The sequence below is a fragment of the Nonlabens sp. Asnod3-H03 genome, assembly GCF_045063665.1.
Lineage (GTDB): Bacteria > Bacteroidota > Bacteroidia > Flavobacteriales > Flavobacteriaceae > Nonlabens > Nonlabens ulvanivorans.
Window position 1 is genome coordinate 226,723 of the sequence record NZ_JBEFOD010000006.1, and the last position, 24,026, is coordinate 250,748.

Consider the following 24,026-nt stretch of genomic DNA (forward strand, 5'->3'; position numbering starts at 1 on the left):
TATGGCTCGTTCATTAAAAAAAGGACCTTATGTATTCCATAAGTTGGAAACTAAGGTGGCTCAAAATGTTGAGTCCGGAAAAAAGACTGTTATTAAAACTTGGTCTCGTGCATCAATGATTACTCCTGATTTTGTCGGGCAAACTATTGGTGTTCATAATGGGAAGCAATTTATTCCTGTTTATGTTACAGAGAATATGGTTGGTCACAAGTTAGGTGAATTCTCTCCAACAAGATCTTTTAGAGGTCATGCAGGAGCTAAGAACAAAGGAAAAAAGTAATCTAAGCTATGGGAGTTCGTAAAAAACAAATGGCTGAAAGGCTTAAGGAAGAGAGAAAGAGCGTCGCATTTGCTAAGCTTAACAACTGTCCTACTAGTCCTCGTAAAATGAGGTTAGTGGCAGACATTATCAGAGGTAAAAAGGTTGAGGATTCTTTAAATATTTTAAAGTTTTCATCTAAAGAAGCTGCTCGTAGACTTGATAAATTAGTTTTGTCTGCTATAGCTAATTGGCAAGCGAAGAATGAAGATTCTGATGTTGCTGAAGCTGGTCTTTTTATTAAAGAGATAAGAGTTGATGGTGGGTCTATGTTGAAAAGGTTGCGTCCAGCGCCTCAAGGTAGAGCACATAGAATAAGAAAAAGATCGAATCACGTTACTGTTGTGTTAGGTCAAACTAATAATACAGAGGTTAACTAAAAAAGGATATGGGACAAAAAACTAATCCGATAGGAAATCGTTTAGGTATCATCAGAGGATGGGAATCTAACTGGTACGGTGGTAATGATTATGGTGACAAGCTTGCAGAGGATGATAAAATACGTAAGTATATTCATGCTCGTTTATCTAAAGCTAGTGTTTCAAGAGTTATTATAGAGCGTACTTTGAAACTTGTAACTGTAACAATAACTACTGCTAGACCTGGTATTATTATAGGTAAAGGTGGTCAAGAGGTGGATCGTCTTAAGGAAGAGCTTAAGAAGATTACTGGTAAAGATGTGCAGATTAATATTCACGAAATTAAACGTCCTGAACTTGATGCCTTTTTGGTAGGAGCAAGTGTAGCTCGCCAAATTGAGAATAGAATTTCATATAGACGTGCAATAAAGATGGCTATCGCTGCTGCAATGCGTATGAATGCTGAAGGTATTAAAATACAAATCTCTGGTAGGTTGAATGGTGCTGAAATGGCTCGTTCTGAATCTTACAAAGATGGTAGAATTCCTTTATCTACATTCCGTGCTGATATAGACTATGCTTTAGTTGAGGCTCATACGACTTATGGTCGCTTAGGTGTTAAGGTGTGGATTATGAAAGGTGAGGTTTATGGAAAGCGTGAGTTATCTCCGTTAGTAGGTTTATCGAAGAAACAAAGTAAATCAGATGGCGGCTCTGGGAACAGAGGTGGAAATCGTCGTCGCAGAAAATAATAGCTAGAGATGTTACAACCTAGAAAGACAAAGTTTAGAAAACAGCAGAAGGGTCGCATGAAGGGTAATTCCGGACGCGGTAATCAGCTAGCGTATGGTACGTTTGGTATCAAATCATTAGATTCAGAATTTATTAATTCTCGTCAAATTGAGGCTGCGCGTATTGCTGCGACTCGCTACATGAAGAGAGAAGGTTCTTTATGGATCAAAATATTTCCAGATAAGCCTATAACTAAGAAGCCTTTAGAGGTTCGTATGGGTAAAGGAAAAGGTGCGGTAGAATATTGGGCTGCTGTAGTTAAGCCAGGTAGAATTTTATTTGAAATTTCAGGTGTTCCACTTGAAACAGCAAAGGAGGCTCTAAGGTTAGCGGCGCAAAAGTTACCAGTTAAAACAAAATTTATAGTCGCTCGCGATTTTCAAGAACAATAAGTAGTTATGAAACAATCAGAGGTAAAAGGTTATTCTGCTGCTGAACTTAGTGATAAGTTAGCAGAATCACAGAAGGTTTATGCAGATCTTACGAGAACGCATATAGTGTCCCCACTAGATAATCCTTCTCAAATTAAGGATTTGCGTAGAACTATCGCTCGACTTAAAACGGCTATAAATAATCAGTAGACGAACATTATGGAAACTAGAAATTTAAGAAAAGAACGTATTGGTGTTGTAAGAAGTAACAAGATGGATAAAAGTATCGTTGTTGCGGAAGTTAAGAAGAGAAAGCACCCTATGTATGGAAAGTTCGTTTTAAAGACTAAGAAATACGTTGCTCATGATGAAAAAAATGAGTGTAATGAAGGTGATACGGTACGTATCATGGAGACTCGACCTCTTAGTAAATCTAAGAATTGGAGATTAGTAGAAATTATAGAAAGAGCTAAGTAATGTTACAACAAGAATCAAGACTTAAGGTGGCTGATAATACGGGAGCAAAAGAAGTGCTTTGTATTAGGGTGTTAGGTGGTACTAAAAGAAGGTATGCGTCAGTAGGAGATAAAATTGTTGTTTCTGTTAAAGAAGCTACACCTAATGGTAATATCAAAAAAGGTGCTGTTTCTACCGCAGTAGTAGTAAGAACTAAAAAAGAGGTGCGTCGACCAGATGGATCTTATATACGATTTGACGATAATGCTTGTGTGTTATTGAATCCTAACTCGGAAATGAGAGGTACTCGTGTATTTGGGCCGGTTGCGAGAGAATTGCGTGATAAGCAATTTATGAAAATAGTTTCATTAGCTCCAGAAGTATTATAATTTACAATCATGGTAAAGGTAAAAATTAAAACAGGAGATAAAGTACGTGTACTTGCTGGAGAACATAAAGGTTCTGAAGGTGTTATTACTCGTATTTTTAAAGACAAAAATAAAGCCATCGTGGAAGGTGTGAATATGGTCTCAAAGCATGAGAAGCCAAGCGCTACCAATCCACAGGGTGGGATTAAAGAAATTGAAGCTCCAATGCAGATTTCTAATTTGTCATTGATTGACAATAATGGTAAAACAACTCGTGTTGGTTATCGTATGGAAGGTGATAAGAAGGTTCGATTTGCTAAAACAACAAACGATTTAATTTAGTCATGGCATATATTCCTAGACTCAAGACAGAATATAAGGAGCGCGTTGCTGCTTCTTTAAAAGAGGAATTCGGTTACAATAATGTAATGGAGATTCCTAAGTTGCAAAAGATAGTATTAAGCCGTGGTGTTGGTGCTGCAGTTGCCGATAAAAAATTGATTGATTATGCTCTTGATGAGTTGACAACAATTACTGGTCAAAAAGCTGTTGCTACGCTTTCTAAGAAAGATGTTGCTTCCTTTAAGTTACGTAAAGGTATGCCTATAGGTGTTAAGGTGACGTTGAGGGGTGAGCGTATGTACGAATTTCTAGATCGTTTAGTTACGGTTGCATTACCGCGTGTTAGAGATTTTCAAGGTATCAAAGCTAGTGGTTTTGACGGTAGAGGAAATTATAATTTAGGAATTACTGAGCAAATCATCTTTCCAGAAATAAATATAGATAAGGTTAATAAAATCTCTGGTATGGATATTACATTCGTTACTAGTGCGCAAACTGATAAAGAGGCAAAGTCTCTTCTTGGTGAGCTTGGTTTACCTTTCAAAAAGGATTAATACAATGGCAAAAGAATCAATGAAAGCGCGTGAGCGCAAACGTGAGGCACTAATTGCAAAGTACGCTGACAAGCGCAAAGCTTTAAAGGAAGCTGGAGATTATGAAGCTCTTCAGAAGTTACCTAAAAATGCTTCTCCTGTAAGACAACACAATAGATGTAAGCTTACTGGTAGGCCAAAAGGGTATATGAGACAGTTCGGTATTTCCCGTGTTCTTTTTAGAGAGATGGCAAATCAAGGTTTAATCCCAGGAGTTAAAAAAGCTAGTTGGTAATTAGCTTAAATATAGCATTATGAATACAGATCCAATCGCAGATTATTTAACTAGAATTAGAAACGCAGTACGTGCTAATCACCGTGTTGTTGATGTTCCTGCTTCTAAGTTAAAAAAGGAAATTACTAAGATTTTATTTGATCAAGGTTATATTCTAAGTTATAAGTTTGAAGAGCATTCAGCTCAGGATAACATTAAGATAGCTTTGAAATATGATAGAGAAACCAAGGAGTCAGTTATAAAGGATATCCAAAGGTTAAGTAAGCCTGGTTTACGTAAATATGCTGGTGCAGGTGAGTTACCTAGAATTCTTAATGGCTTAGGTGTTGCCATTGTTTCAACTAGTAAAGGTGTAATGACAGATAAACAAGCCCGTACGGAGAATGTAGGTGGTGAGGTTCTTTGTTACGTATATTAAATAATTAGATATGTCTAGAATAGGAAATAATCCCGTAGCAATTCCAGCTGGTGTTACCGTAAAGGTTGACAACGGAGTTATAAATGTAGAAGGTAAGTTAGGTAAGCTTACTCAGGTTTACTCGGATGTTGCCATTAAGGTAGAAGGAGATGAGGTTTTAGTAACTCGTCCTTCTGATTCCAAAGATCATAAGGCTAAGCATGGATTATATAGGTCTTTAGTTTTTAATATGATTGCTGGTGTTTCTGAAGGTTGGTCTAAAGAGCTTGAACTCGTCGGTGTTGGTTATAGAGCATCTAATCAAGGACAGGTCTTGGATCTAGCTTTAGGTTATTCACACAATATTGTGTTGGATATAGCTAAGGAAGTAACGGTAGAAACAATTTCTGAGAAAGGTAAGAACCCGAAGATTAAATTATCTTCTTTTGACAAGCAGTTAGTTGGTCAAGTAGCAGCAAAAATAAGATCTTTCAGAAAACCTGAGCCTTATAAAGGAAAAGGTGTTAAATTTGTGGGTGAACAATTAAGAAGAAAAGCTGGTAAATCAGCATAATAGATAAGTATATTATGGCATTTTCAAAGTCTGAAAGAAGAAATAAAATCCGCAGAAGAATTCGTAAGAATATTTCGGGAACAGCTGAACGTCCTCGTTTATCGGTGTACCGTAGTAATAAAGAGATTTATGCTCAAGTTATCAATGACGTAGATGGAGTAACTATAGCGTCAGCTTCATCAAGAGATTTAAAGTCAAATGGCGAAAAAATTTCTATAGCAAATGAGGTAGGAAAGGCTGTAGCAGAGAAGGCTAAAGCTGCTGGTGTTGAAACGGTATCGTTTGATCGTGGAGGTTATCTTTATCACGGTCGCGTATTGTCTTTGGCTAATGGGGCTAGAGAAGCTGGTCTTAAATTTTAATTACAAACATTACAGTAATGTACCAAAAATATAAAAACGTAGAATTAGTAAAACCTAGTGGGCTTGATCTTAAGGATCGTTTAGTGGGTGTTCAACGTGTTACTAAGGTAACAAAAGGTGGACGTGCTTTTGGATTTTCAGCGATTGTCGTTGTTGGTGATGAAAGTGGAGTAGTAGGTCATGGTTTAGGTAAGTCTAAAGAGGTTTCTGAGGCTATTTCTAAGGCTGTTGAGGATGCTAAGAAAAACTTGGTAAGAATTCCTCTCGTTAAAGGTTCAATACCACATGAGCAAAAGGGTAAATTTGGTGGAGCAAGAGTTTTATTAATTCCTGCTGCAACAGGTACTGGAGTAATTGCCGGTGGTGCTATTCGTGCAGTTCTTGAGGCTGTGGGTGTACATGATGTTCTTTCTAAGAATCAAGGTTCTTCAAATCCTCACAATGTTGTAAAAGCTACCTTCGATGCTCTGTTGCAATTGCGTAATGCTCATACAGTGGCGAAACAAAGAGGTGTTTCTTTAGATAAAGTATTTAACGGTTAATCATACGATAATGGCAAAGTTAAAAATAAAAAAAGTGCGTAGCGCAATTAAAAGACCGTTAAGACAAAAACGTACTCTGGAAGCGTTGGGTTTACGTAAAATGAATCAGGTTGTAGAGCATGATGATACTCCTGTTATTCAGGGAATGATTGCTAAAGTTGAACATTTAGTCTCTGTTGAGAAGGCTTAAAAAGAAAATAAATGAGTTTAAATAATCTTAAACCTGCTGCAGGTTCAGTTAAAAAATCTGCCAAGATCATTGGTCGTGGTCAGGGTTCTGGTAAAGGTGGTACAGCTACACGTGGTCACAAAGGGGCTAAATCTCGTTCTGGTTATTCTAAGAAAATCGGTTTTGAGGGTGGTCAGATGCCTTTACAAAGACGTGTTCCTAAGTTTGGTTTTACAAATATCAATCGTAAAGAGTATGCAGGTGTCAATATAGATGTTTTGCAAGCTTATGTAGATGAAGGACGTTTGAGTGATGTAATTACTATTGAGAATTTAATAGAGGAGCGTCTTGTCGATAAAAATGATTTAGTTAAGATATTAGGTCGTGGTGAATTGAAAGCTACTATTAACATAAGTGCTCATAAGTTTACTGCAACTGCAAAGGCTGCCATTGAAAAAGCTGGTGGTCAAGCACAAACCTTATAATCTTAATCGATGAAATTTATAGAAACATTAAAAAATATTTGGAAAATTGATGAACTGAAAGATCGTATTATTATGACTTTCAGTTTGCTTCTTGTTTACCGTTTTGGTGCACAAGTAGTTCTTCCAGGAATAGATTCAAGTAAACTAGCTAGTTTCTCTGAAAATTTCGAGGGTGGTGGTATTGGTTTCGTCCTTAACGCTTTTACCGGTGGTGCTTTTTCAAATGCGTCAGTGTTTGCTTTAGGTATAATGCCGTATATATCGGCTAGTATTGTTGTGCAGCTTATGGGGATTGCAATTCCTTATTTACAGAAGCTACAAAAAGAAGGTGCTAGTGGTCAAAAGAAGATTAATCAAATTACTAGATGGTTAACTATTGGTATTTGTTTAATTCAGGCTCCAAGTTATCTTTTAAGTCTTGGCACTTTAGGTGTTCCTAGTGATGCCTATTTGATGCCTGATAATATGAATCTTTTTCTTGTTAGTAGTACTATTATTCTTGTTACTGGTTGCGTTTTTGCGATGTGGTTAGGAGAAAAAATTACTGACAAGGGTATTGGAAATGGTATATCGCTGTTAATTATGGTTGGTATTATAGCTACATTACCTCAGGCGTTCGTACAAGAATTTGCTGCTAGAGTCACGGGTACTGGTGGTGTGATGTTAGTTTTGGTTGAGTTATTAGTTTGGTTTGTTGTAATTTTGCTATGTATTATGCTTGTAATGGCTGTTCGTAAGATTCCAGTACAATACGCAAGACGAGCTGCATCAGGCGGTTATGAAAAAAATGAACAAGGATCTAGGCAGTTTATTCCTTTAAAGTTAAATGCATCTGGTGTAATGCCTATTATATTCGCTCAAGCAATTATGTTTGTTCCAGCAGCTTTAGGTCAGCTAGATACTTCTTGGGCTACAACAGTTCAAACTGCTTTCGGTGATATTTTTGGTTTTTGGTATAATTTAGTTTTTGCATTATTAATTATAATATTTACTTATTTTTACACCGCAATAACTGTCCCTACTAATAAGATGGCCGATGATTTAAAAAGAAATGGTGGTTTTATTGCAGGAATTAGACCTGGAACAGAAACTGCGGATTATTTAGATAAAATTATGTCTCAAATTACTTTGCCTGGATCCATTTTCCTTGCTTTAGTAGCGATATTTCCAGCTTTTGTTTCTCTTATGGGAGTAACACAGCAATGGGCATTATTTTATGGAGGTACATCATTATTAATTATGGTAGGAGTAGCGATAGATACTATGCAACAAATAAATTCATACTTGTTAAATCGTCATTATGATGGCTTAATTAAAACAGGTAAAAATAGAAAAGCAGTAGCGTAATGGCAAAACAGTCGGCAATAGAACAAGACGGTTCCATTATAGAGGCATTGTCTAACGCAATGTTTAGGGTAGAATTAGAAAACGGGCACGTAGTAACGGCACACATATCTGGAAAGATGCGTATGCATTACATTAAGTTGCTTCCAGGAGATAAAGTAAAATTAGAAATGAGTCCTTACGATTTAACGAAAGCAAGGATCACTTATAGGTACTAATATGAAAGTAAGAGCATCGATTAAAAAGAGAAGTGCTGATTGTAAAATTGTACGCCGTAAAGGTCGTCTTTATGTAATCAACAAAAAGAATCCAAAATTTAAACAAAGACAAGGTTAAGCTATGGCTAGAATTGCAGGGGTAGATATACCTAAAAATAAACGTGGAGAAGTCTCATTGACTTACATATACGGTATCGGACGTAATCGTGCAAAACAAGTTCTTATCGATACGGGTGTTGGCTTAGATAAAAAGGTGACAGATTGGAATGATGATGAAATTGGTAAGATTCGTGCAGCCATAGGTGAATTCACTATAGAAGGTGAATTAAGATCTGAGACACAGCTTAATATTAAGCGTCTAATGGATATTGGTTGCTATCGTGGTATTCGCCACAGATCTGGGCTTCCACTTAGAGGTCAAAGAACTAAGAACAACTCACGTACTCGTAAAGGTAAACGTAAGACTGTTGCTAACAAGAAAAAGGCAACTAAATAATAAGTATTGATATGGCAAAGTCTAAAACAGTATCAAAAAAGCGTAAAGTAATTGTTGAATCAGTTGGTGAAGTTCATATTTCATCTTCTTTCAATAACATATTGGTTTCTTTGACAAATAAAAAAGGAGAAGTTATTTCATGGTCATCTGCAGGTAAGATGGGTTTCCGTGGTTCTAAGAAAAACACTCCTTATGCAGCTCAATTGGCTGCTGAAGATGCATCCAAAGTTGCACATGAAGCTGGTCTTCGTAAGGTAAAGGCTTACGTTAAAGGTCCAGGTAATGGTCGTGAAAGTGCTATTCGTAGTATTCACAATTCAGGAATAGAAGTAACTGAAATTATTGACGTTACTCCATTACCACACAATGGTTGTCGTCCACCTAAACGTCGTAGAGTTTAATTAATTATTAATAACGAGTGGTTATGTGGCTGTCGAAGGATATTGACCTGAATTCACAGTACATCATTCAATAAATTTTGTAAAATGGCAAGATATAGAGGTCCTAAGGCAAAAATTGCACGTCGATTCAGAGAACCAATTTTTGGCCCTAGTAAAGCTTTGGAGAAGAAAAATTATCCTCCAGGTATGCACGGTAATGCAAGACGCCGTGGAAAAGAATCAGAGTATGCGGTTCAGCTTAAAGAAAAACAGAAAGCTAAGTATACTTATGGAGTGCTAGAGAAGCAATTCCGTTTAATGTTTGAAAAGGCTGTTCGTAGTACTGGTATTACTGGTGAGGTATTACTTCAGTTATGTGAGTCACGTTTAGATAATGTTGTTTACAGAATGGGTGTTGCAAAAACTCGTCGTGGAGCACGTCAGTTAGTTTCACACAGACATATTACTGTTAATGGAGAGTTAGTTAATATCCCTTCTTATCAATTGAAGCCTGGTGATGTTGTCGCTGTTCGTGAAAAATCAAAATCTTTAAGTGCTATTGATCAGTCCTTATCCAGTAACGAGCATGTTTACGATTTCATTACATTCAATAAATCAAGCATGTCTGGAACTTTCGTTAGTGTACCTGAAAGAATGCAAATTCCTGAAAACATTAAAGAACAGTTGATTGTTGAATTGTACTCTAAATAATAATTAATCCACAAAGTAATCTTATGGCAATATTAAATTTCCAAAAGCCGGATAAAGTAATCATGATTGATTCTACTGATTTTGAAGGTAAATTCGAATTCAGACCTTTAGAGCCAGGATATGGTCTTACTGTGGGAAATGCTCTTCGTAGAGTATTACTTTCATCACTTGAAGGGTTTGCTATTACTTCTATACGTATAGAAGGTGTGGATCACGAATTCTCAACAATCGAAGGAGTAGTTGAAGATGTTACTGAAATCATTTTAAATTTCAAGCAGATTAGATTCAGACGTCAGATTGATGAAGTTGATAGTGAGGTTGTAAATGTTTCTTTCTCAGGAAAGGATACCTTTACCGCTGGAGATATGCAGAAGTATATTTCAGGTTTTCAGGTTTTGAATCCTGAAATGGTTATCTGTAATACAGAATCATCTGTTAGTCTTAATTTGGAACTAACTATTGAGAAGGGTAGAGGATATGTTCCAGCTGAAGAGAATAAAAACTCTAATGCAGCTATTGGTACAATAGCTATTGATTCTATCTTTACTCCTATAAAGAATGTAAAATATAGTATTGAAAACTATCGTGTAGAACAAAAAACTGATTATGAAAAACTAGTTTTTGAAATATCTACTGATGGTAGTATACACCCAAAGCAGGCTTTAACTGAGGCTGCTAAAACACTTATCCATCACTTCATGTTGTTCTCTGATGAGAGAATCACTCTTGAAGCTGATGAGATTGCACAAACAGAGACTTATGATGAAGAAAGCCTTCACATGAGACAATTGCTTAAGACTAAACTTGTAGATATGGAACTTTCTGTACGTGCATTAAATTGTCTTAAAGCTGCTGAAGTTGAAACACTAGGTGATTTAGTTTCTTACAATAAGAATGATTTGATGAAATTCAGAAACTTCGGTAAGAAATCTTTAACTGAGCTTGAAGAACTTGTGAACGTTAAAGGACTTAACTTCGGTATGGATTTATCAAAATATAAACTTGACCGTGACTAGTTTAGGCTAGTTAAAGAAACAAAATAAGATGAGACACGGAAAGAAATTTAATCATTTAGGTAGAAAGACAGCACACCGTAAGGCAATGCTGGCAAATATGGCTTGTTCATTAATTGAACACAAGCGTATTAATACTACTGTAGCAAAGGCTAAAGCTGTAAAGCAGTTTGTAGAGCCGCTAATTACTAAATCTAAAGAAGATACAACTCATAATCGTCGTTTAGTATTTGCTAAGCTTAGAAGTAAAGAAGCTGTAACTGAGTTATTCAGAGACGTTTCTTCTAAGGTAGCTGATCGTCCAGGTGGATATACTCGTATTATTAAGTTGGGTAATCGTTTAGGAGATAATGCTGATATGGCAATGATTGAGCTTGTAGATTTTAATGAAATTTACAGCCCTAACGAAGGTAAGAAGAAAAATACTAGACGTAGTCGTCGTAGTAAATCTTCTACTGCTGCCCCAGTTGAAACTTCAACAGACAATACTAATGAAGAAGAGTAATATCTTTGATAATATGTAGATAAAAGGATCAATGCTTTCGCATTGGTCCTTTTTTTTTAAATTATTTTTGAAAAACAATTTCTATTATGAGTTATTTGAATAAAAAAGACGCTGTTATACTTTTAGCAGATGGTACAATATTCCATGGTAAAGCAATTGGTGAAGGTGGTACTGCTACTGGAGAGATTTGTTTTAATACTGGAATGTCAGGCTATCAAGAAGTTTTTACTGATCCATCATATACTGGTCAGATTATGGTGACAACTAATGCGCATATCGGTAACTATGGCGTTACTAATGATGATGCTGAATCTAATTCTGTTAAAATAGCAGGTTTGATATGTAAGAATTTTTCTGAAGAGTTTTCTAGGCCTGCTGCCCAATCAGATTTATTTAAATATTTAGAGGAAAAGAAACTTGTAATACTATCTGATGTTGACACTAGAGCTTTGGTTCGTTATATTAGAGATCATGGTGCACAAAATGCCATTATCTCTACTGATGTGGATGATTTAGAAGCTTTAAAATCTAAATTAAATAATGTTCCTTCCATGAAAGGTTTGGAGTTAGCTTCAAAAGTATCTTGTAAAGAGCCTTACTTTTATGGTGATAAAAATTCAACATTTAAGGTTGCAGCACTTGATCTAGGAATAAAAAGTAATATCCTTCGTAATTTAGCATCGAGAGACGTTTATATAAAAGTGTTTCCATACAATTCTTCTTATGAAGAGATGGCTGCATTTAATCCAGATGGTTATTTTATATCTAATGGTCCTGGTGATCCGGAACCTTTAGTTAAGGCTATAGAATCAGCAAAACAAATTATAGAATCTAATAATCCACTGTTTGGAATTTGTCTGGGTCATCAGGTGATTGCACTCGCGATGGGTGTGTCTACTTATAAAATGCATAACGGTCATAGAGGAATCAATCACCCAATTAAAAATTTAATTACTGGAAAAGGCGAGATCACATCTCAAAATCATGGTTTTGCCATTAATAAGTCTCAAGCAATTGCAAATAGCGACATTGAGATAACACACCTGCATTTAAATGACGATACTGTTGCAGGTATACAAATTAAAAACAAACCTTGTTTCTCCGTTCAATATCATCCAGAAGCTGGTCCAGGCCCTAATGATGCAACGTATTTATTTGACCAATTCATTGATTTAATTAAAACAACTAAAAAACATATAGCATGAGCACAATAATTGACGTACACGCAAGACAAATTTTTGATTCAAGAGGAAACCCAACGGTAGAGGTTGATGTAATTACTTCTAACGGTATTATGGGAAGAGCTGCTGTACCTTCAGGTGCTTCTACAGGTGAGCATGAGGCTGTAGAATTAAGAGATGGCGGTAAATCTTATATGGGTAAAGGTGTTGGTAATGCTGTAAATAACGTTAACACAGTAATTTCGCTTGAATTAATGGGTACTTCTGTTTTTGATCAACAGCATATTGATCAATTAATGATCGACCTTGATGGTACGCCTAACAAAGCAAAACTTGGTGCAAATGCCATATTAGGAGTATCTCTCGCATGTGCTAAAGCTGCTGCAGCTGAATTAAATCAGCCTTTATATAAATATATAGGTGGTATGAGTGCATGTACATTACCTGTGCCTATGATGAATATTATCAATGGTGGTTCTCATAGTGATGCACCGATAGCTTTTCAAGAATTTATGGTAATGCCAGTAGAGGCTGAGAGTTTTAGCCATGCTCTACAAATGGGAACTGAGATATTTCATCATTTGAAAAAAGTTTTACATGAAAGAGGTCTAAGTACAGCCGTAGGTGATGAAGGTGGATTTGCTCCAACTTTAGATGGAACTGAAGATGCTTTAGATACTATTATTAAAGCTATTGATAATGCCGGTTACACTGCAGGTAAAGATGTTATGATTGCATTAGATTGTGCTGCTGCAGAATTTTTTGTCGATGGTAAGTATGATTACACAAAATTTGAAGGAGATAAAGGTGTTATAAGGTCTAGTAAAGAGCAGGCAGAATATCTTGCTTCTCTGGCTACAAAATACCCAATTATTTCTATAGAAGATGGAATGGATGAAAACGATTGGGAAGGCTGGAAAATCCTAACAGATCTTGCAGGCGATAAAGTTCAACTAGTTGGTGACGATTTATTTGTTACTAATGTAGAGCGACTTTCTAGAGGAATTAAAGAAGGTATTGCTAATTCTATTCTTATTAAAGTGAATCAAATAGGAACACTTACTGAAACTATCGCTGCAGTGACAATGGCTCATAAAGCTGGCTACACATCGGTAATGTCTCACCGTAGTGGAGAAACTGAAGATAATACTATCGCTGATTTAGCAGTAGCCTTGTCCACTGGTCAGATTAAAACAGGTAGCGCATCTCGTTCTGATCGCATGGCAAAATACAATCAGTTATTACGTATAGAGGAAGAACTACAAGAAAGTGCATATTATCCTGCACGTAACGCTTTTTAGTTATCGACAGAATACTAGTACGCTTTCGCGAAAGCAAATATTTTAAAGCCACTTGTTATAAGTGGCTTTTTTATATCGATGAAATGCAATAAAAACCCTTTAAAATTAATTTTTATCGTCTAAATGTTGTTTTTATCGTTTTAGTGTCGCATACTTGTGCTTCCCAAAAACGATTAAACATGAAAAAAATAGTACTTATTCTTGTATTTCTTTCTGTATCATTGTCTTATAGTCAAGGCGTGATATGGGAAAACTTTTCTAAAGACGGATTACCGTCTTTAACAGATGCTCAAAGGCCGATAAAACCTGCTAGTTATAATTTATACCATATCAATCCAGATGTGTTAGTTCAAAAATTGGAAGGCGCTGTAGATCGATTTTCAGGTGGCGCTTCAATCGCGGTAGATTTTCCGATAGGTAATGACCAATTCGAAACATTTAATGTATATGATGCTGGAGCGATGGAATCACAGTTAATGACTGATTTTCCTGATATCCATTCTTACTACGGTTACTCTAGCACATCATTAAATAAAATATATTTTACGGTAACGCCTCAAGGATTTAGAGGTGTAATTACAGGAGAAAGTATTCTATATATGGATCCTTTTTCTAAAGTGACGCCTGATGATATCATGGTGTACAACCGTCGTGACTTAGTGCGAACGGATTTAAGTTTTGAATGTCATACTGATGAATTAGTTAATAATGCTAATATGCCAGAAATAAGTGAATTTCAAACAAAGGCCTTTAGAGACTTGACTTTTAAAACTTATCAAATTGCAATTGCTACAACATCAGAGTATACTTCATATCACGATGATGGTAATGCGGCCAATGGAGATGCTAGGGCAGATGCTCTTGCGGCTATTATAGTTACTCTAGCACGTGTTAATAGTGTTTATGAGCAAGAAATGTCAATTAGATTTACACTAGTTGCAAATAATGATAGGTTGATTTATTTCAATGATCAAAATAATCAAGGTTTTGCAGATCCTTATGATAATTATAGTGGTTCTCAGATGTTAGGGACAAATACTAGTAACATCAATAATAGGATCGGGACTACTAGTTATGACATAGGTCATGTCTTTTCTACCGGTGGTGGTGGAATTGCAGGTCAAAGTCCTTGTGCAAGTACTAAAGGACAAGGAGTTACTGGAATTGTGACACCAGAGTTTGATCCTTTTGATATTGATTATGTATGTCATGAAATAGGCCATCAATTTAGTGCTGAACATACTTTCTATAATGGTTGTTTTGGTGGTTCCCCATCGTCTTCACCATATGAATCTGGTAGCGCTAGTACTATCATGGGATATGCTGGTATATGTGCGCCTAATGTTCAAGAGAATAGTGATGCTTATTTTCATTTAATTAGTCTATTTCAGATGCAAGGTAATTCTGATGGGGACACGTGTGATACTGAAATTGATTTGACGTTAAACGGTAATCTTACAGCTCCAGCAGCGGTAAATGATGGGTCTAAAATTATTCCTAAATCGACACCGTTTAAATTGACAGCTAGCTCATCAACAACTCCAGACACTGGAGAAATTTATACTTATAATTGGGAACAATTGGATACAGGAACGGCAGCAAATACTGGTGCAACACAGCCTCCATTGCCTACTAACTCAACTGGTCCTATGTTTAGGTCTAAGTTTGCGACGACTAGTCCTACTAGATATTTTCCTAACCTTGATGACTTGGTAAATGGTGTAGATCCAACTTGGGAAACTTTACCTAGTGTTGAGAGAGATATGAGATTCTTTTGTACTATTAGAGATAATAACCCTAATGGTGGACAAACTGATTATGCTGGTCTTACTATAACTGTAGGAGCAAATGGACCGGTAGAGGTAAATGCGCCTAGTGGAGGCGAGACATGGTATGAAGGTGAGAGTAGAACGATATTATGGGCTGTAAATGGTACTAATTCTTCAACTTATGCAACACAAGTTAAATTATCTCTTTCTTTAGATGGTGGATATACGTACCCAATAGTTCTTGTTAACAGTACTCCAAATGATGGAAGTTATACACTTAATTTACCTACTGGAATTAAAACTAGTCAGGCTCGTGTAATGGTAGAAGCAGTTGGTAACTACTTCTTCAATATTTCAGAGAACGATTTTGAAATTAAAGAAGGTACATTTGAATTATCAGCACCATCGGTTGATATCTCTACATGTCAGCCTTCTGACGCAAGTTTTAGTTTTAACTATAATGCAGCACCTGGATTTAATGAAGTAGTGACATTTAGTGCTTTACAATTACCATCTGGACTTACAGCGTCTTTTAGTCCTTCTTCTGCATCTAGCTCTACAGCGGTAAATGCAGTAGTAACAGGAACAGATCAAGTAGACGCAGATTTATACAACTTTAGAGTAGTTGCGACTGCAAACTCTGCTACCATTGATGAAGAGTTTAACTTAAAAGTATTTGATAATGGTGTAGGCGAGGTTGTAATCCTATCTCCATTAAATGGTGCTGGTAATCAGGTCGCAAATCCTATATTAGAATGGCAAGACTTACCTAGTGCTTCAAGCTATTTAGTAGAGGTTTCATCAACGTCTGATTTCTCTTCAATTATAGAAAGTTCAACAGTTATTAATGAGACATCATTACAGACTACATCACTTAATCCTTCTCAAATATATTATTGGAGGATAACACCTTCAAATGGTTGTGCTACCGGATCAATAGCATCAATAGCTGCATTCCAGACAGCTCAAGATGTCTGTAATGTCTATGATAATGAATACTTTGAAAACAATGATAATATCTGGGAGACAGATGTTAACGCAGTAAGTGCACGTGTAAATGTTCCCGACGATATTGAGATTACTAATTTAAGCTTTTACATGCGTGCAGATCATAATGATACTGGACATATCAAAATGCAGTTAAGCTCACCGTCAGGCCGTTTTTCAGAGGTATATAATAGAGAATGTGCTGCCGGTAGAGATTTTGATTTGATTGTTAGTGATCAAGGAACTGCAGCTTTTGCTTGTAATCCTGGTTATACAGGTGCTTTAACCGGGAATTTAAGACCTGGACAGGCTTTTTCAAGATTTAACGGGCTAAGTGCTCAAGGAGAATGGGTTTTGTTGGCAACAGATAGAACTTCTGGTACAGGTGGTACTTTTAATGAATTCAGTGTTACTGTTTGTGGAAGACTGCAATATGTAAATGATATCGATAATAATAGAAACAATCTATTAACTACGGCATATGGAGCAACTTCAATAATCGATCAGACTCTACTTAGAACTCAACAAACAGGTACGACTAACGCAAATATGATTTACGTAGTTACGCGATTACCTAAACAAGGTGGTCTAGAATTAAGTAGTGTTGCTCTTAATTTAGGAGATACTTTTACACAATCAGATCTTAATAATGATAGAATTGTCTATAATCACGATTCAACTGAAATGGTGCTTACAGATAGCTTTGACTTTACTGTGTTAGGTAATGCTAATACATTAATGAATGCTCAAACGTTTAATATAGCTATTGAAGAGCCTACTTTAATTTATGATAATGGATGGACACCTTTTGCACCTAACGCAGATACCGGCTCTCTAAACGCGCAAGTAATAAATGGCTTAGCTATTATTGGTACGGATTCTCAAATTAATAATTTTCAAGTTATAGGGAATGCAAATAGTTTATTCCTTAATAATAGCCTCACTGTCTTAGGTGATTTTTCAACTGATGGATATATAGGTGCAACTGATGGGCAGCTTATTTTTTCAGGTTCTGGTGCACAGTCTATATCAGGTGATGGAATTATCGACATAGGTCAAGTATCGATGACAGGTTCAAATACAATATCAATAACTGCAGTAATGAATATACATAATGTATTTACGCCTGCTAGTACTACTATAAATACTAATGGGAATATCGTTTTCCGTAGTGATGTCAATAGAACTGCTCAATTAGATGATGCCAGTAGTGCTACTATTAATGGAGTTGTACAGGTAGAGCGATATGTTCCTGCAAAAAGAGCTTTTAGGTTAATAGCTTCGTCTGTTAATTCAACTAATTCAATTTATGAAAACTGGCAAGAAAATGGATCAGCGATAGCTGGATTAGGTACACATATAACAGGATCACTTACTGGTGCAAACGGATTTGATCTAACAGCATCAGGTAATCCATCTATGTTTACTTATGATGCCGTAAATTCTGTTTGGGCATCTCAACCCAACACAGATGTAGATAAGTTACAAGTAGGTACTGCATATCGTTTAATGGTAAGAGGAGATAGGACGGTTGATATTACTCAAAATGCTCCTGCAGCTACCAATACAACACTAAGAGCAAAAGGTAATTTGCATTTAGGTGACTTTAATAGTTCACTAGCTACCAGTAATGGAGATTTTATAATGATAGCAAATCCATACCAAGCAAATGTTGACTTTAAAACTGTTCTTAATGATGTATCAACTTCTGGTGTTAATGTGAATTTTGCATACTATTGGGATCCTAATTTAAACACAAGAGGAGCATACGCTACTATTGACATGAGTACACTTAACGGTGATCCTATACCTTTTGCTAGTAATGCAAATAAGTATTTACAACCTGGACAGTCTATTTTTATTCAAGCGACTGGTGCAGCAAATATTACTTTTAAAGAATCTCATAAAAAAGTGAGTGAAGATTTAAATAATATTTTCAATCAGCCACAAAACAATTCAAGTGTTCTTATAAGTCTGGTGAATCGCAGTACCCAAACTATTGTTGACCAAACTGTAAGAAGAATAAATAGTGCAAATAATCCTCAAATAGATCAAAGCGATGCTGTAAAGTTTTATAATCAAGATGAAACTCTTGCGATAGTCAATAATGGAAATCTATTGAGTATTGATAAAAATATAATGCCCGTTGTAGGAGATCATATGACCTTACTAACTGATCGATTTAGAGCAACTCAGTACACCATGCAAGTGTTAATCGACGGATTAGTAGGAGTAAAACCAGTACTAATAGATCACTACACCACAAACCGTACAGATCTTGTAGAAGGTGCTAACTCTATTGATTTTGATGTTTTGCCAGGTGATGCAGCAAGTAATGATATCAACAGATTTGAAATCGTTTTTGAAAATGTTACATTAAGTAGTAACGATATAAATCTACAGGCTGACCTTAGATTATTTCCTAATCCAGTTAGTAGCGGTCAGTTTACTATTCAAAGCGATTTATTAAATGGTAAAGAAGTTCAGGTAAGTTTATATAATACACTTGGGCAATTGATACACGATCAAGAGGCTACATTTAATAACAGCCTTACCATTAAACCTCAATCAAATTTAAGTAGTGGAATGTATTTAGTTAAAGTCTCAACTTTAGATGAGAGCGCTACTCTGCAAATCATTGTAAAATAATGTTTGAATAAGTTTTTGGGAACTATCAGACAGTTGAAACGGCGATCATTATTGGTCGTCGTTTTGTTTTGTGATTGTAATTACGCTTTCGCGAAAGCGTATTGAAAACATCCCACTAACAAATAAATATCTGCCAAATCATAGTTAATTGTCGAAATCGATATAGAAAAGTAAAATATTTTCTTAAATCTGTTAAATATCTAGTCTCGATTAACGACAACTTAACGGTCTATGTATTATTTTTGAAGGAGTTAAATCCAAAATATAATAATGTCAGAAAAAGCTATCTTAGAAATCGATGGGAATAAATATGAATTCCCAATAATCACTGGAACAGAAAATGAAAAAGCCATAGATATTAAGGCTTTAAGAGGTGCAACAGGTGGTATTACCACAATAGATCCTGGATATAAGAACACAGGAAGTTGTGAGAGTGCTATAACTTTTCTTAATGGAGAAGAAGGTATTCTTAGATACCGTGGGTATTCCATTGAAGAACTAGCTGATAAAGCAGATTTCTTAGAAGTAGCATATCTATTGATTTTTGGACAATTGCCTACACAAGAGCAATTAGATAAATTTCATACAGACATAAAGGCAAATTCTCATGTTGATGAGGACGTAAAGAAAATTCTAGATGGTTTTCCTAAGTCTGCTCATCCTATGGGTGTGCTTTCTTCACTTACAAGTGCGTTAATAGCATTTAACCCTACATCTGTGAATGTAGATAGTGAAGAAGATATGTATAATGCGATTGTTAAGATTATGGGTAAATTCCCTGTTCTTGTGGCATGGGCATTAAGAAAACGTACTGGACAACCGCTTGATTATGGCGATGATAGTTTGGGTTATGTAGATAACATTCTTAAAATGATGTTTAAGAAACCTAATTCTGAGTATGTTGTTGATCCTATCGTTTCTCAAGCGTTAGATAAATTATTAATCCTTCATGCAGACCATGAGCAAAACTGTTCTACAAGTACAGTGCGTATCGTTGGTTCTTCACATGCAGGACTTTTTGCAAGTTTAAGTGCTGGAATTAACGCCTTATGGGGTCCACTTCATGGAGGAGCAAATCAGGCAGTTCTTGAGATGCTAGAAGGAATTAAAGAAGATGGTGGTGATACTAAAAAGTACATGGCCAAAGCAAAAGATAAAAATGATCCATTCCGTTTAATGGGATTCGGACACAGAGTATATAAGAATTTTGATCCGCGAGCAAAAATTATAAAAGTTGCTGCAGATGAGGTTCTTAATTCATTAGGTGTAGATGACCCTATATTAGATATCGCAAAAGGTCTAGAAAAAGAAGCTCTAGAAGATCCTTACTTTGTAGATCGTAAGCTGTACCCTAACGTTGACTTCTATTCTGGGATTATCTATCGTGCTATGGGTATTCCTGTAGAAATGTTTACAGTGATGTTTGCATTAGGTCGCTTACCAGGTTGGATTGCGCAATGGAAAGAAATGCGTGAAAATAAAGAGCCTATCGGTCGTCCACGTCAGGTGTATACGGGTGAGAACTCTAGATCATTTAAAGAAGTATCTGAAAGATAATATCTTAAATCATAATATTTATAAACTCTCTAGCGCGTTGTGTTAGGGAGTTTTTTATTGGATAATAAAGTTGATAAACTCATTGTCGATCTCGTAAAAAAGTGGTTGTTATATTATTAAATTCGCAATATGAATAAATTAAATCTTAATGTAATTGATGAGACGTCACGATTGCGTGCCGTTATACTAGGAACAGCTGCAAGCAACGGTCCTGTGCCTGCATTAGAGGATGCTTATGACCCTAAATCACGCGAGCACATCCTAGCAGGAACCTATCCTACAAATGAAGACATGGTGATCGAGATGGAAGCGGTAAATGCCGTTTTTCAAAAGTATGATGTTAAAGTCTATAGACCAACACACATTGAGGATTGTAACCAGATATTTACAAGAGATATAGGCTTTGTAATAAATGATGTTTTTGTTAAGGCAAATATATTACCAGACCGTGAGGAAGAAATAGAAGCAATACAGTATATCATTGATCAAATAAATCCTGATAAGGTTATTAGACCACCAGAAGAAGTACATATTGAAGGTGGTGATGTCATGCTGCATGGTGAATATATCTTTGTAGGGACTTATCGTGGTGAGGACTATGCAGATTATATCATTGCGCGCACCAACGTTGAAGCTATAGACTGGTTGAAAAAAACCTTTCCTAATAAAAAAGTCGTTTCCTTCAATTTGAGAAAAGACAACCTAGACCCTTATAACAACGCATTACATTTGGATTGCTGTTTCCAGCCGGTAGGTAACGGAAAATGCATTATTCATAAGAATGGTTTTTTACAAGAAGAAGAATATCAATATTTAGTCGATTTTTTTGGTAAAGAAAACTGTTTTGAGATTACACAAGAAGAAATGTATTACATGAATTCTAATATTTTTTCTATAGCACCAGATGTCGTTATTTCTGAAAAGAATTTTACACGATTAAACACATGGTTGCGCAGTCATGGAATAACTGTAGAAGAAGTTCCATATGCCGAAATTTCTAAACAAGAAGGCTTGTTAAGATGTTCTACTTTACCACTAATAAGAGATTAATGAAACAAATTACAGATACGGTTTTTATGGTAAGACCGGTACAGTTCCGTTTAAATGAGCAAACAGCTGTAAATAATTATTACCAAGATCAAGAGGCGCACCAACGTATTAAAAATGATATTGCAAATAACCAGGCTCAAGGAGAGTTTGATGCTTTTACAACTGCGTTAAGAAACAAAGGGATCCATGTGATCATTATTTCAGACGATGAAAAGAATGATACGCCAGATTCAATTTTTCCTAATAATTGGATTTCTACACATCAAAATGGTGATGTAGCCCTTTATCCCATGTTTGCAGAAAACCGACGTCTGGAACGCAGACCAGAAGTTTTAGACACGCTAGAGAAAGAAGGATTTAGTATTACAAACATCATAGACTATACTAGTGCAGAGGATGAAGGCTTTTTTCTAGAAGGAACAGGTAGTTTATTACTGGATCGAGTAAATAAAAAGGCTTATTGTAGTATATCTCCACGTGCAGACGAAGAATTATTTATAGAGTTTTGTGAGGATTTTGAATATACACCTGTAGTCTTTACAGCTTACCAAACAGTTGCAGATAAACGACTACCCATCTATCATACTAATGTGATGATGGCGCTAGGAGAGAATTATGCGGTCATTTGTTTAGACAGTATAGATGATAAATCTGAGCGTAAGAATGTATTAAAACATCTTAAAGAAGATGGAAAAGAAGTCATAGCGATAACTGAAAATCAAGTAAACGCATTTGCTGGTAATATGATGCAAGTTCATAACGAGGCAGGTGATAGGTTACTAATTATGAGTGATCAAGCTTACCAATCGCTAACTGCAGACCAGATCAAAAAACTAGAAAAATATAATGAGATATTGCATCCATCTATTGAAACTATTGAAACCTTAGGTGGTGGATCCGTGAGATGTATGATGGCTGAGGTATTTTTACCAAAATCGTAATTAAGACTCAATCGGTATAGAAAAAGGGTAGAAGTAAATTCTGCCCTTTTTATTTTATCCTTTTGCAATACGCCTGATCATTCCTGCAAAAATAAAGTAGTGAAACGGTAGCATAGAATACCAGTATAATCTTCCCCATATACCTCGCGGTCTGAAAGTTGCAGTTTGATGTATTATATCATCTTCATCTATTTCAAACTCAAGCCAGGCTTCTCCAGGAACGCGCATTTCTGCAAATAGAAGTAATCTTTTCTCTTTCTTATCTGCTACTAGGACTCTCCAAAAATCTAAAGAATCTCCTGCATAGATGGTATTTGCATTTGTACGACCACGACGTAAACCTACACCACCCATAAGTTTATCTACATAACCTCTTATTTTCCATAAAAAAGTAGCATAGTAATATCCGTTCTTACCACCTATAGACCATATGCGTTCTAGCGCAGCATCTGGATCATCAGTTTTTAACTGTTGAGCGTCTTTTAAACAACCATAGCTAGGGACTTGTTTGTATTTATTGAGGTTAAGTTTAAATCGACCACTTACCATGGAGTCTTTCCAACTACTAGCTACTTGATTTTGCTCGATTTTAGCAAATGCCATATCTAGTGCTTCCTCATAACTGTAAAGTTGGATGCCTAGTTTTTCTCTCAAATCATTAGGTTGCGCAACTACCTCAATCGCCATGCTGTTAACCAGGTTTTGTGCTAGTTTATAAGAAGTGCTGGTAACAAAATATAACCAATAAGAACTAAGCTTAGGAGTCATGATGGGAACGGTGATGATGTATAGTTTAATTTTACGCATCTTGGCATAACGAGTCATCATCTCCTTGTATGTCAGAACATCTTTACCACCTATGTCATAACTGTAATTATAGCAGTCTTCACGTCCTAAAACGCCTGTTAAATAGCTCATCACATTACGTATAGCAATAGGGTGCGTTTTAGTGTTGACCCATTTAGGTGTTATCATTAAAGGCAGTTTTTCGCATAGGTCACGCACGATCTCAAAAGACGAACTTCCACTACCTACTATAATTCCTGCTCTTAGTACTGTCACTGCAGCTGTTGCTGTGTAGAGAAGATCTTCAACACGCTTTCGCGAAAGCAAGTGTTTACTAAGTTTATCTTCATTAACTATACCTGATAAATAAATGATTTGCTTACAGCTAGTACTATTAATAAGTTGCACAAAATTCATCGCACTTTCTGCTTCCATCGTGTCAAAACTTTCTGTACTACTGCTCATTGAATGAATAAGATAGTAAGCAACATCAATATTTTGTGGAAGCTCTTGATGAGGTTTTAAATTTAAAAAATCAATTTCTATTATTTTAATTTGATCTTTAATCTCTTGTGGAACCGATAGTCGTGCTGCACTGCGCACCGCACAGATTACTTCATGATCTTGTTTGAGTAATTCATATAGTAATCTTATACCTATGTAACCATTTGCACCTGTGAGTAGAACTTTCATTTCTTAAAGATAAGGAGCAATTGTATGGTAATTCTATATGGATTTGTTAAAAGCGTTTGGCACAAAAAAACTTACCATCTT

31 protein-coding genes are annotated in these 24,026 nt (G+C 35.9%); 30 read left to right on the top strand and 1 reads right to left on the bottom strand.

The genetic code is table 11. The annotated features are described in order from the left end of the window. Position 1 precedes the first annotated feature (1 nt). From rpsS to ctlX, 30 genes are all read left to right on the top strand, one after another. Positions 2 to 280: a 30S ribosomal protein S19 gene (gene rpsS, locus ACJJVI_RS01165; RefSeq protein ID WP_036580320.1), complete on the top strand. Its 279-nt coding sequence runs from the start codon at positions 2 to 4 to the stop codon at positions 278 to 280. A gap of 8 nt (positions 281 to 288) precedes the next feature. Next, positions 289 to 699 carry a 50S ribosomal protein L22 gene (gene rplV / locus ACJJVI_RS01170; protein WP_036580323.1) on the top strand — a complete coding sequence of 137 codons (411 nt, stop codon included), beginning with the start codon at positions 289 to 291 and terminating at the stop codon, positions 697 to 699. Between the two features lie 8 nt (positions 700 to 707). Next, positions 708 to 1,430, top strand: a complete 723-nt coding sequence (gene rpsC / locus ACJJVI_RS01175; RefSeq protein ID WP_006795807.1) for a 30S ribosomal protein S3 — start codon at positions 708 to 710, stop codon at positions 1,428 to 1,430. Positions 1,431 to 1,439: 9 nt separating this feature from the next. Beyond that, on the top strand, positions 1,440 to 1,862 hold the full coding sequence (rplP, locus tag ACJJVI_RS01180) for a 50S ribosomal protein L16 (protein ID WP_006795806.1): 423 nt from the start codon (positions 1,440 to 1,442) through the stop codon (positions 1,860 to 1,862). A 6-nt stretch (positions 1,863 to 1,868) separates the two neighbouring features. Further along, positions 1,869 to 2,051, top strand: a complete 183-nt coding sequence (gene rpmC, locus ACJJVI_RS01185) for a 50S ribosomal protein L29 (protein WP_036580326.1) — start codon at positions 1,869 to 1,871, stop codon at positions 2,049 to 2,051. A gap of 9 nt (positions 2,052 to 2,060) precedes the next feature. Continuing rightward, positions 2,061 to 2,318 carry a 30S ribosomal protein S17 gene (gene rpsQ, locus ACJJVI_RS01190; protein ID WP_036580329.1) on the top strand — a complete coding sequence of 86 codons (258 nt, stop codon included), beginning with the start codon at positions 2,061 to 2,063 and terminating at the stop codon, positions 2,316 to 2,318. Then, the gene (rplN, locus tag ACJJVI_RS01195) at positions 2,318 to 2,686 is read left to right on the top strand and encodes a 50S ribosomal protein L14 (RefSeq protein ID WP_006795805.1); all 369 of its coding nucleotides are present in this window, start codon (positions 2,318 to 2,320) and stop codon (positions 2,684 to 2,686) included. The genes rpsQ and rplN overlap by 1 nt, the downstream gene beginning before the upstream one ends. A gap of 9 nt (positions 2,687 to 2,695) precedes the next feature. Continuing rightward, positions 2,696 to 3,007, top strand: a complete 312-nt coding sequence (rplX, locus tag ACJJVI_RS01200; RefSeq protein WP_036580331.1) for a 50S ribosomal protein L24 — start codon at positions 2,696 to 2,698, stop codon at positions 3,005 to 3,007. Between the two features lie 2 nt (positions 3,008 to 3,009). Beyond that, entirely contained in the window at positions 3,010 to 3,561 is a 552-nt protein-coding gene (gene rplE / locus ACJJVI_RS01205; RefSeq protein ID WP_006795803.1) for a 50S ribosomal protein L5, read from the top strand. A 4-nt stretch (positions 3,562 to 3,565) separates the two neighbouring features. Continuing rightward, the gene (rpsN, locus tag ACJJVI_RS01210; RefSeq protein WP_036580333.1) at positions 3,566 to 3,835 is read left to right on the top strand and encodes a 30S ribosomal protein S14; all 270 of its coding nucleotides are present in this window, start codon (positions 3,566 to 3,568) and stop codon (positions 3,833 to 3,835) included. Between the two features lie 19 nt (positions 3,836 to 3,854). Then, entirely contained in the window at positions 3,855 to 4,253 is a 399-nt protein-coding gene (rpsH, locus tag ACJJVI_RS01215) for a 30S ribosomal protein S8 (RefSeq protein WP_036580336.1), read from the top strand. A gap of 10 nt (positions 4,254 to 4,263) precedes the next feature. Further along, entirely contained in the window at positions 4,264 to 4,806 is a 543-nt protein-coding gene (gene rplF / locus ACJJVI_RS01220; protein WP_036580339.1) for a 50S ribosomal protein L6, read from the top strand. A gap of 14 nt (positions 4,807 to 4,820) precedes the next feature. After that, complete coding sequence (rplR, locus tag ACJJVI_RS01225; RefSeq protein WP_036580341.1) at positions 4,821 to 5,168, top strand: 50S ribosomal protein L18; 348 nt, start codon at positions 4,821 to 4,823, stop codon at positions 5,166 to 5,168. Positions 5,169 to 5,185: 17 nt separating this feature from the next. Beyond that, positions 5,186 to 5,710, top strand: a complete 525-nt coding sequence (gene rpsE / locus ACJJVI_RS01230; RefSeq protein WP_006795799.1) for a 30S ribosomal protein S5 — start codon at positions 5,186 to 5,188, stop codon at positions 5,708 to 5,710. 10 nt (positions 5,711 to 5,720) lie between these two features. Then, entirely contained in the window at positions 5,721 to 5,900 is a 180-nt protein-coding gene (rpmD, locus tag ACJJVI_RS01235; protein ID WP_036580343.1) for a 50S ribosomal protein L30, read from the top strand. Between the two features lie 11 nt (positions 5,901 to 5,911). After that, positions 5,912 to 6,364: a 50S ribosomal protein L15 gene (gene rplO, locus ACJJVI_RS01240; protein ID WP_036580347.1), complete on the top strand. Its 453-nt coding sequence runs from the start codon at positions 5,912 to 5,914 to the stop codon at positions 6,362 to 6,364. Positions 6,365 to 6,373: 9 nt separating this feature from the next. Continuing rightward, complete coding sequence (gene secY / locus ACJJVI_RS01245; RefSeq protein ID WP_036580349.1) at positions 6,374 to 7,711, top strand: preprotein translocase subunit SecY; 1,338 nt, start codon at positions 6,374 to 6,376, stop codon at positions 7,709 to 7,711. Continuing rightward, positions 7,711 to 7,926 (top strand): translation initiation factor IF-1, encoded by a 216-nt coding sequence (gene infA / locus ACJJVI_RS01250; protein ID WP_015361146.1) that lies wholly within the window; start codon positions 7,711 to 7,713, stop codon positions 7,924 to 7,926. The genes secY and infA overlap by 1 nt, the downstream gene beginning before the upstream one ends. 1 nt (position 7,927) lies before the next feature. Further along, positions 7,928 to 8,044 (top strand): type B 50S ribosomal protein L36, encoded by a 117-nt coding sequence (gene ykgO, locus ACJJVI_RS01255; RefSeq protein ID WP_015361145.1) that lies wholly within the window; start codon positions 7,928 to 7,930, stop codon positions 8,042 to 8,044. A 3-nt stretch (positions 8,045 to 8,047) separates the two neighbouring features. Next, positions 8,048 to 8,422, top strand: coding sequence for a 30S ribosomal protein S13 (gene rpsM, locus ACJJVI_RS01260; protein WP_036580355.1), 375 nt, complete (start codon positions 8,048 to 8,050; stop codon positions 8,420 to 8,422). Between the two features lie 11 nt (positions 8,423 to 8,433). Next, positions 8,434 to 8,823 carry a 30S ribosomal protein S11 gene (gene rpsK, locus ACJJVI_RS01265; protein WP_036580357.1) on the top strand — a complete coding sequence of 130 codons (390 nt, stop codon included), beginning with the start codon at positions 8,434 to 8,436 and terminating at the stop codon, positions 8,821 to 8,823. An 84-nt stretch (positions 8,824 to 8,907) separates the two neighbouring features. Beyond that, on the top strand, positions 8,908 to 9,513 hold the full coding sequence (gene rpsD, locus ACJJVI_RS01270; protein WP_042247937.1) for a 30S ribosomal protein S4: 606 nt from the start codon (positions 8,908 to 8,910) through the stop codon (positions 9,511 to 9,513). 23 nt (positions 9,514 to 9,536) lie between these two features. Next, positions 9,537 to 10,529: a DNA-directed RNA polymerase subunit alpha gene (locus ACJJVI_RS01275; RefSeq protein WP_042295431.1), complete on the top strand. Its 993-nt coding sequence runs from the start codon at positions 9,537 to 9,539 to the stop codon at positions 10,527 to 10,529. A 28-nt stretch (positions 10,530 to 10,557) separates the two neighbouring features. Next, positions 10,558 to 11,031 carry a 50S ribosomal protein L17 gene (gene rplQ, locus ACJJVI_RS01280; protein WP_036580362.1) on the top strand — a complete coding sequence of 158 codons (474 nt, stop codon included), beginning with the start codon at positions 10,558 to 10,560 and terminating at the stop codon, positions 11,029 to 11,031. 86 nt (positions 11,032 to 11,117) lie between these two features. Continuing rightward, the gene (carA, locus tag ACJJVI_RS01285) at positions 11,118 to 12,236 is read left to right on the top strand and encodes a glutamine-hydrolyzing carbamoyl-phosphate synthase small subunit (protein WP_405349870.1); all 1,119 of its coding nucleotides are present in this window, start codon (positions 11,118 to 11,120) and stop codon (positions 12,234 to 12,236) included. Continuing rightward, on the top strand, positions 12,233 to 13,513 hold the full coding sequence (gene eno, locus ACJJVI_RS01290) for a phosphopyruvate hydratase (protein ID WP_036580366.1): 1,281 nt from the start codon (positions 12,233 to 12,235) through the stop codon (positions 13,511 to 13,513). Before carA ends, eno begins: the two co-directional genes overlap by 4 nt. Positions 13,514 to 13,692: 179 nt before the next feature. Next, positions 13,693 to 18,918: a reprolysin-like metallopeptidase gene (locus ACJJVI_RS01295; RefSeq protein ID WP_405349874.1), complete on the top strand. Its 5,226-nt coding sequence runs from the start codon at positions 13,693 to 13,695 to the stop codon at positions 18,916 to 18,918. Positions 18,919 to 19,188: 270 nt separating this feature from the next. Further along, positions 19,189 to 20,475, top strand: coding sequence for a citrate synthase (locus tag ACJJVI_RS01300; RefSeq protein ID WP_036580371.1), 1,287 nt, complete (start codon positions 19,189 to 19,191; stop codon positions 20,473 to 20,475). A gap of 129 nt (positions 20,476 to 20,604) precedes the next feature. Beyond that, a complete protein-coding gene (locus tag ACJJVI_RS01305) occupies positions 20,605 to 21,525 on the top strand; it encodes a dimethylarginine dimethylaminohydrolase family protein (protein ID WP_036580372.1) in 921 nt (306 codons plus the stop codon). Then, positions 21,525 to 22,466, top strand: a complete 942-nt coding sequence (gene ctlX, locus ACJJVI_RS01310; RefSeq protein ID WP_042270842.1) for a citrulline utilization hydrolase CtlX — start codon at positions 21,525 to 21,527, stop codon at positions 22,464 to 22,466. Before ACJJVI_RS01305 ends, ctlX begins: the two co-directional genes overlap by 1 nt. Before the next feature lie 54 nt (positions 22,467 to 22,520). Here the strand turns inward: ctlX and ACJJVI_RS01315 are convergent, their stop codons facing one another. Next, on the bottom strand, positions 22,521 to 23,945 hold the full coding sequence (locus ACJJVI_RS01315) for an SDR family oxidoreductase (protein WP_405349878.1): 1,425 nt from the start codon (positions 23,943 to 23,945) through the stop codon (positions 22,521 to 22,523). Positions 23,946 to 24,026: the final 81 nt, after the last annotated feature.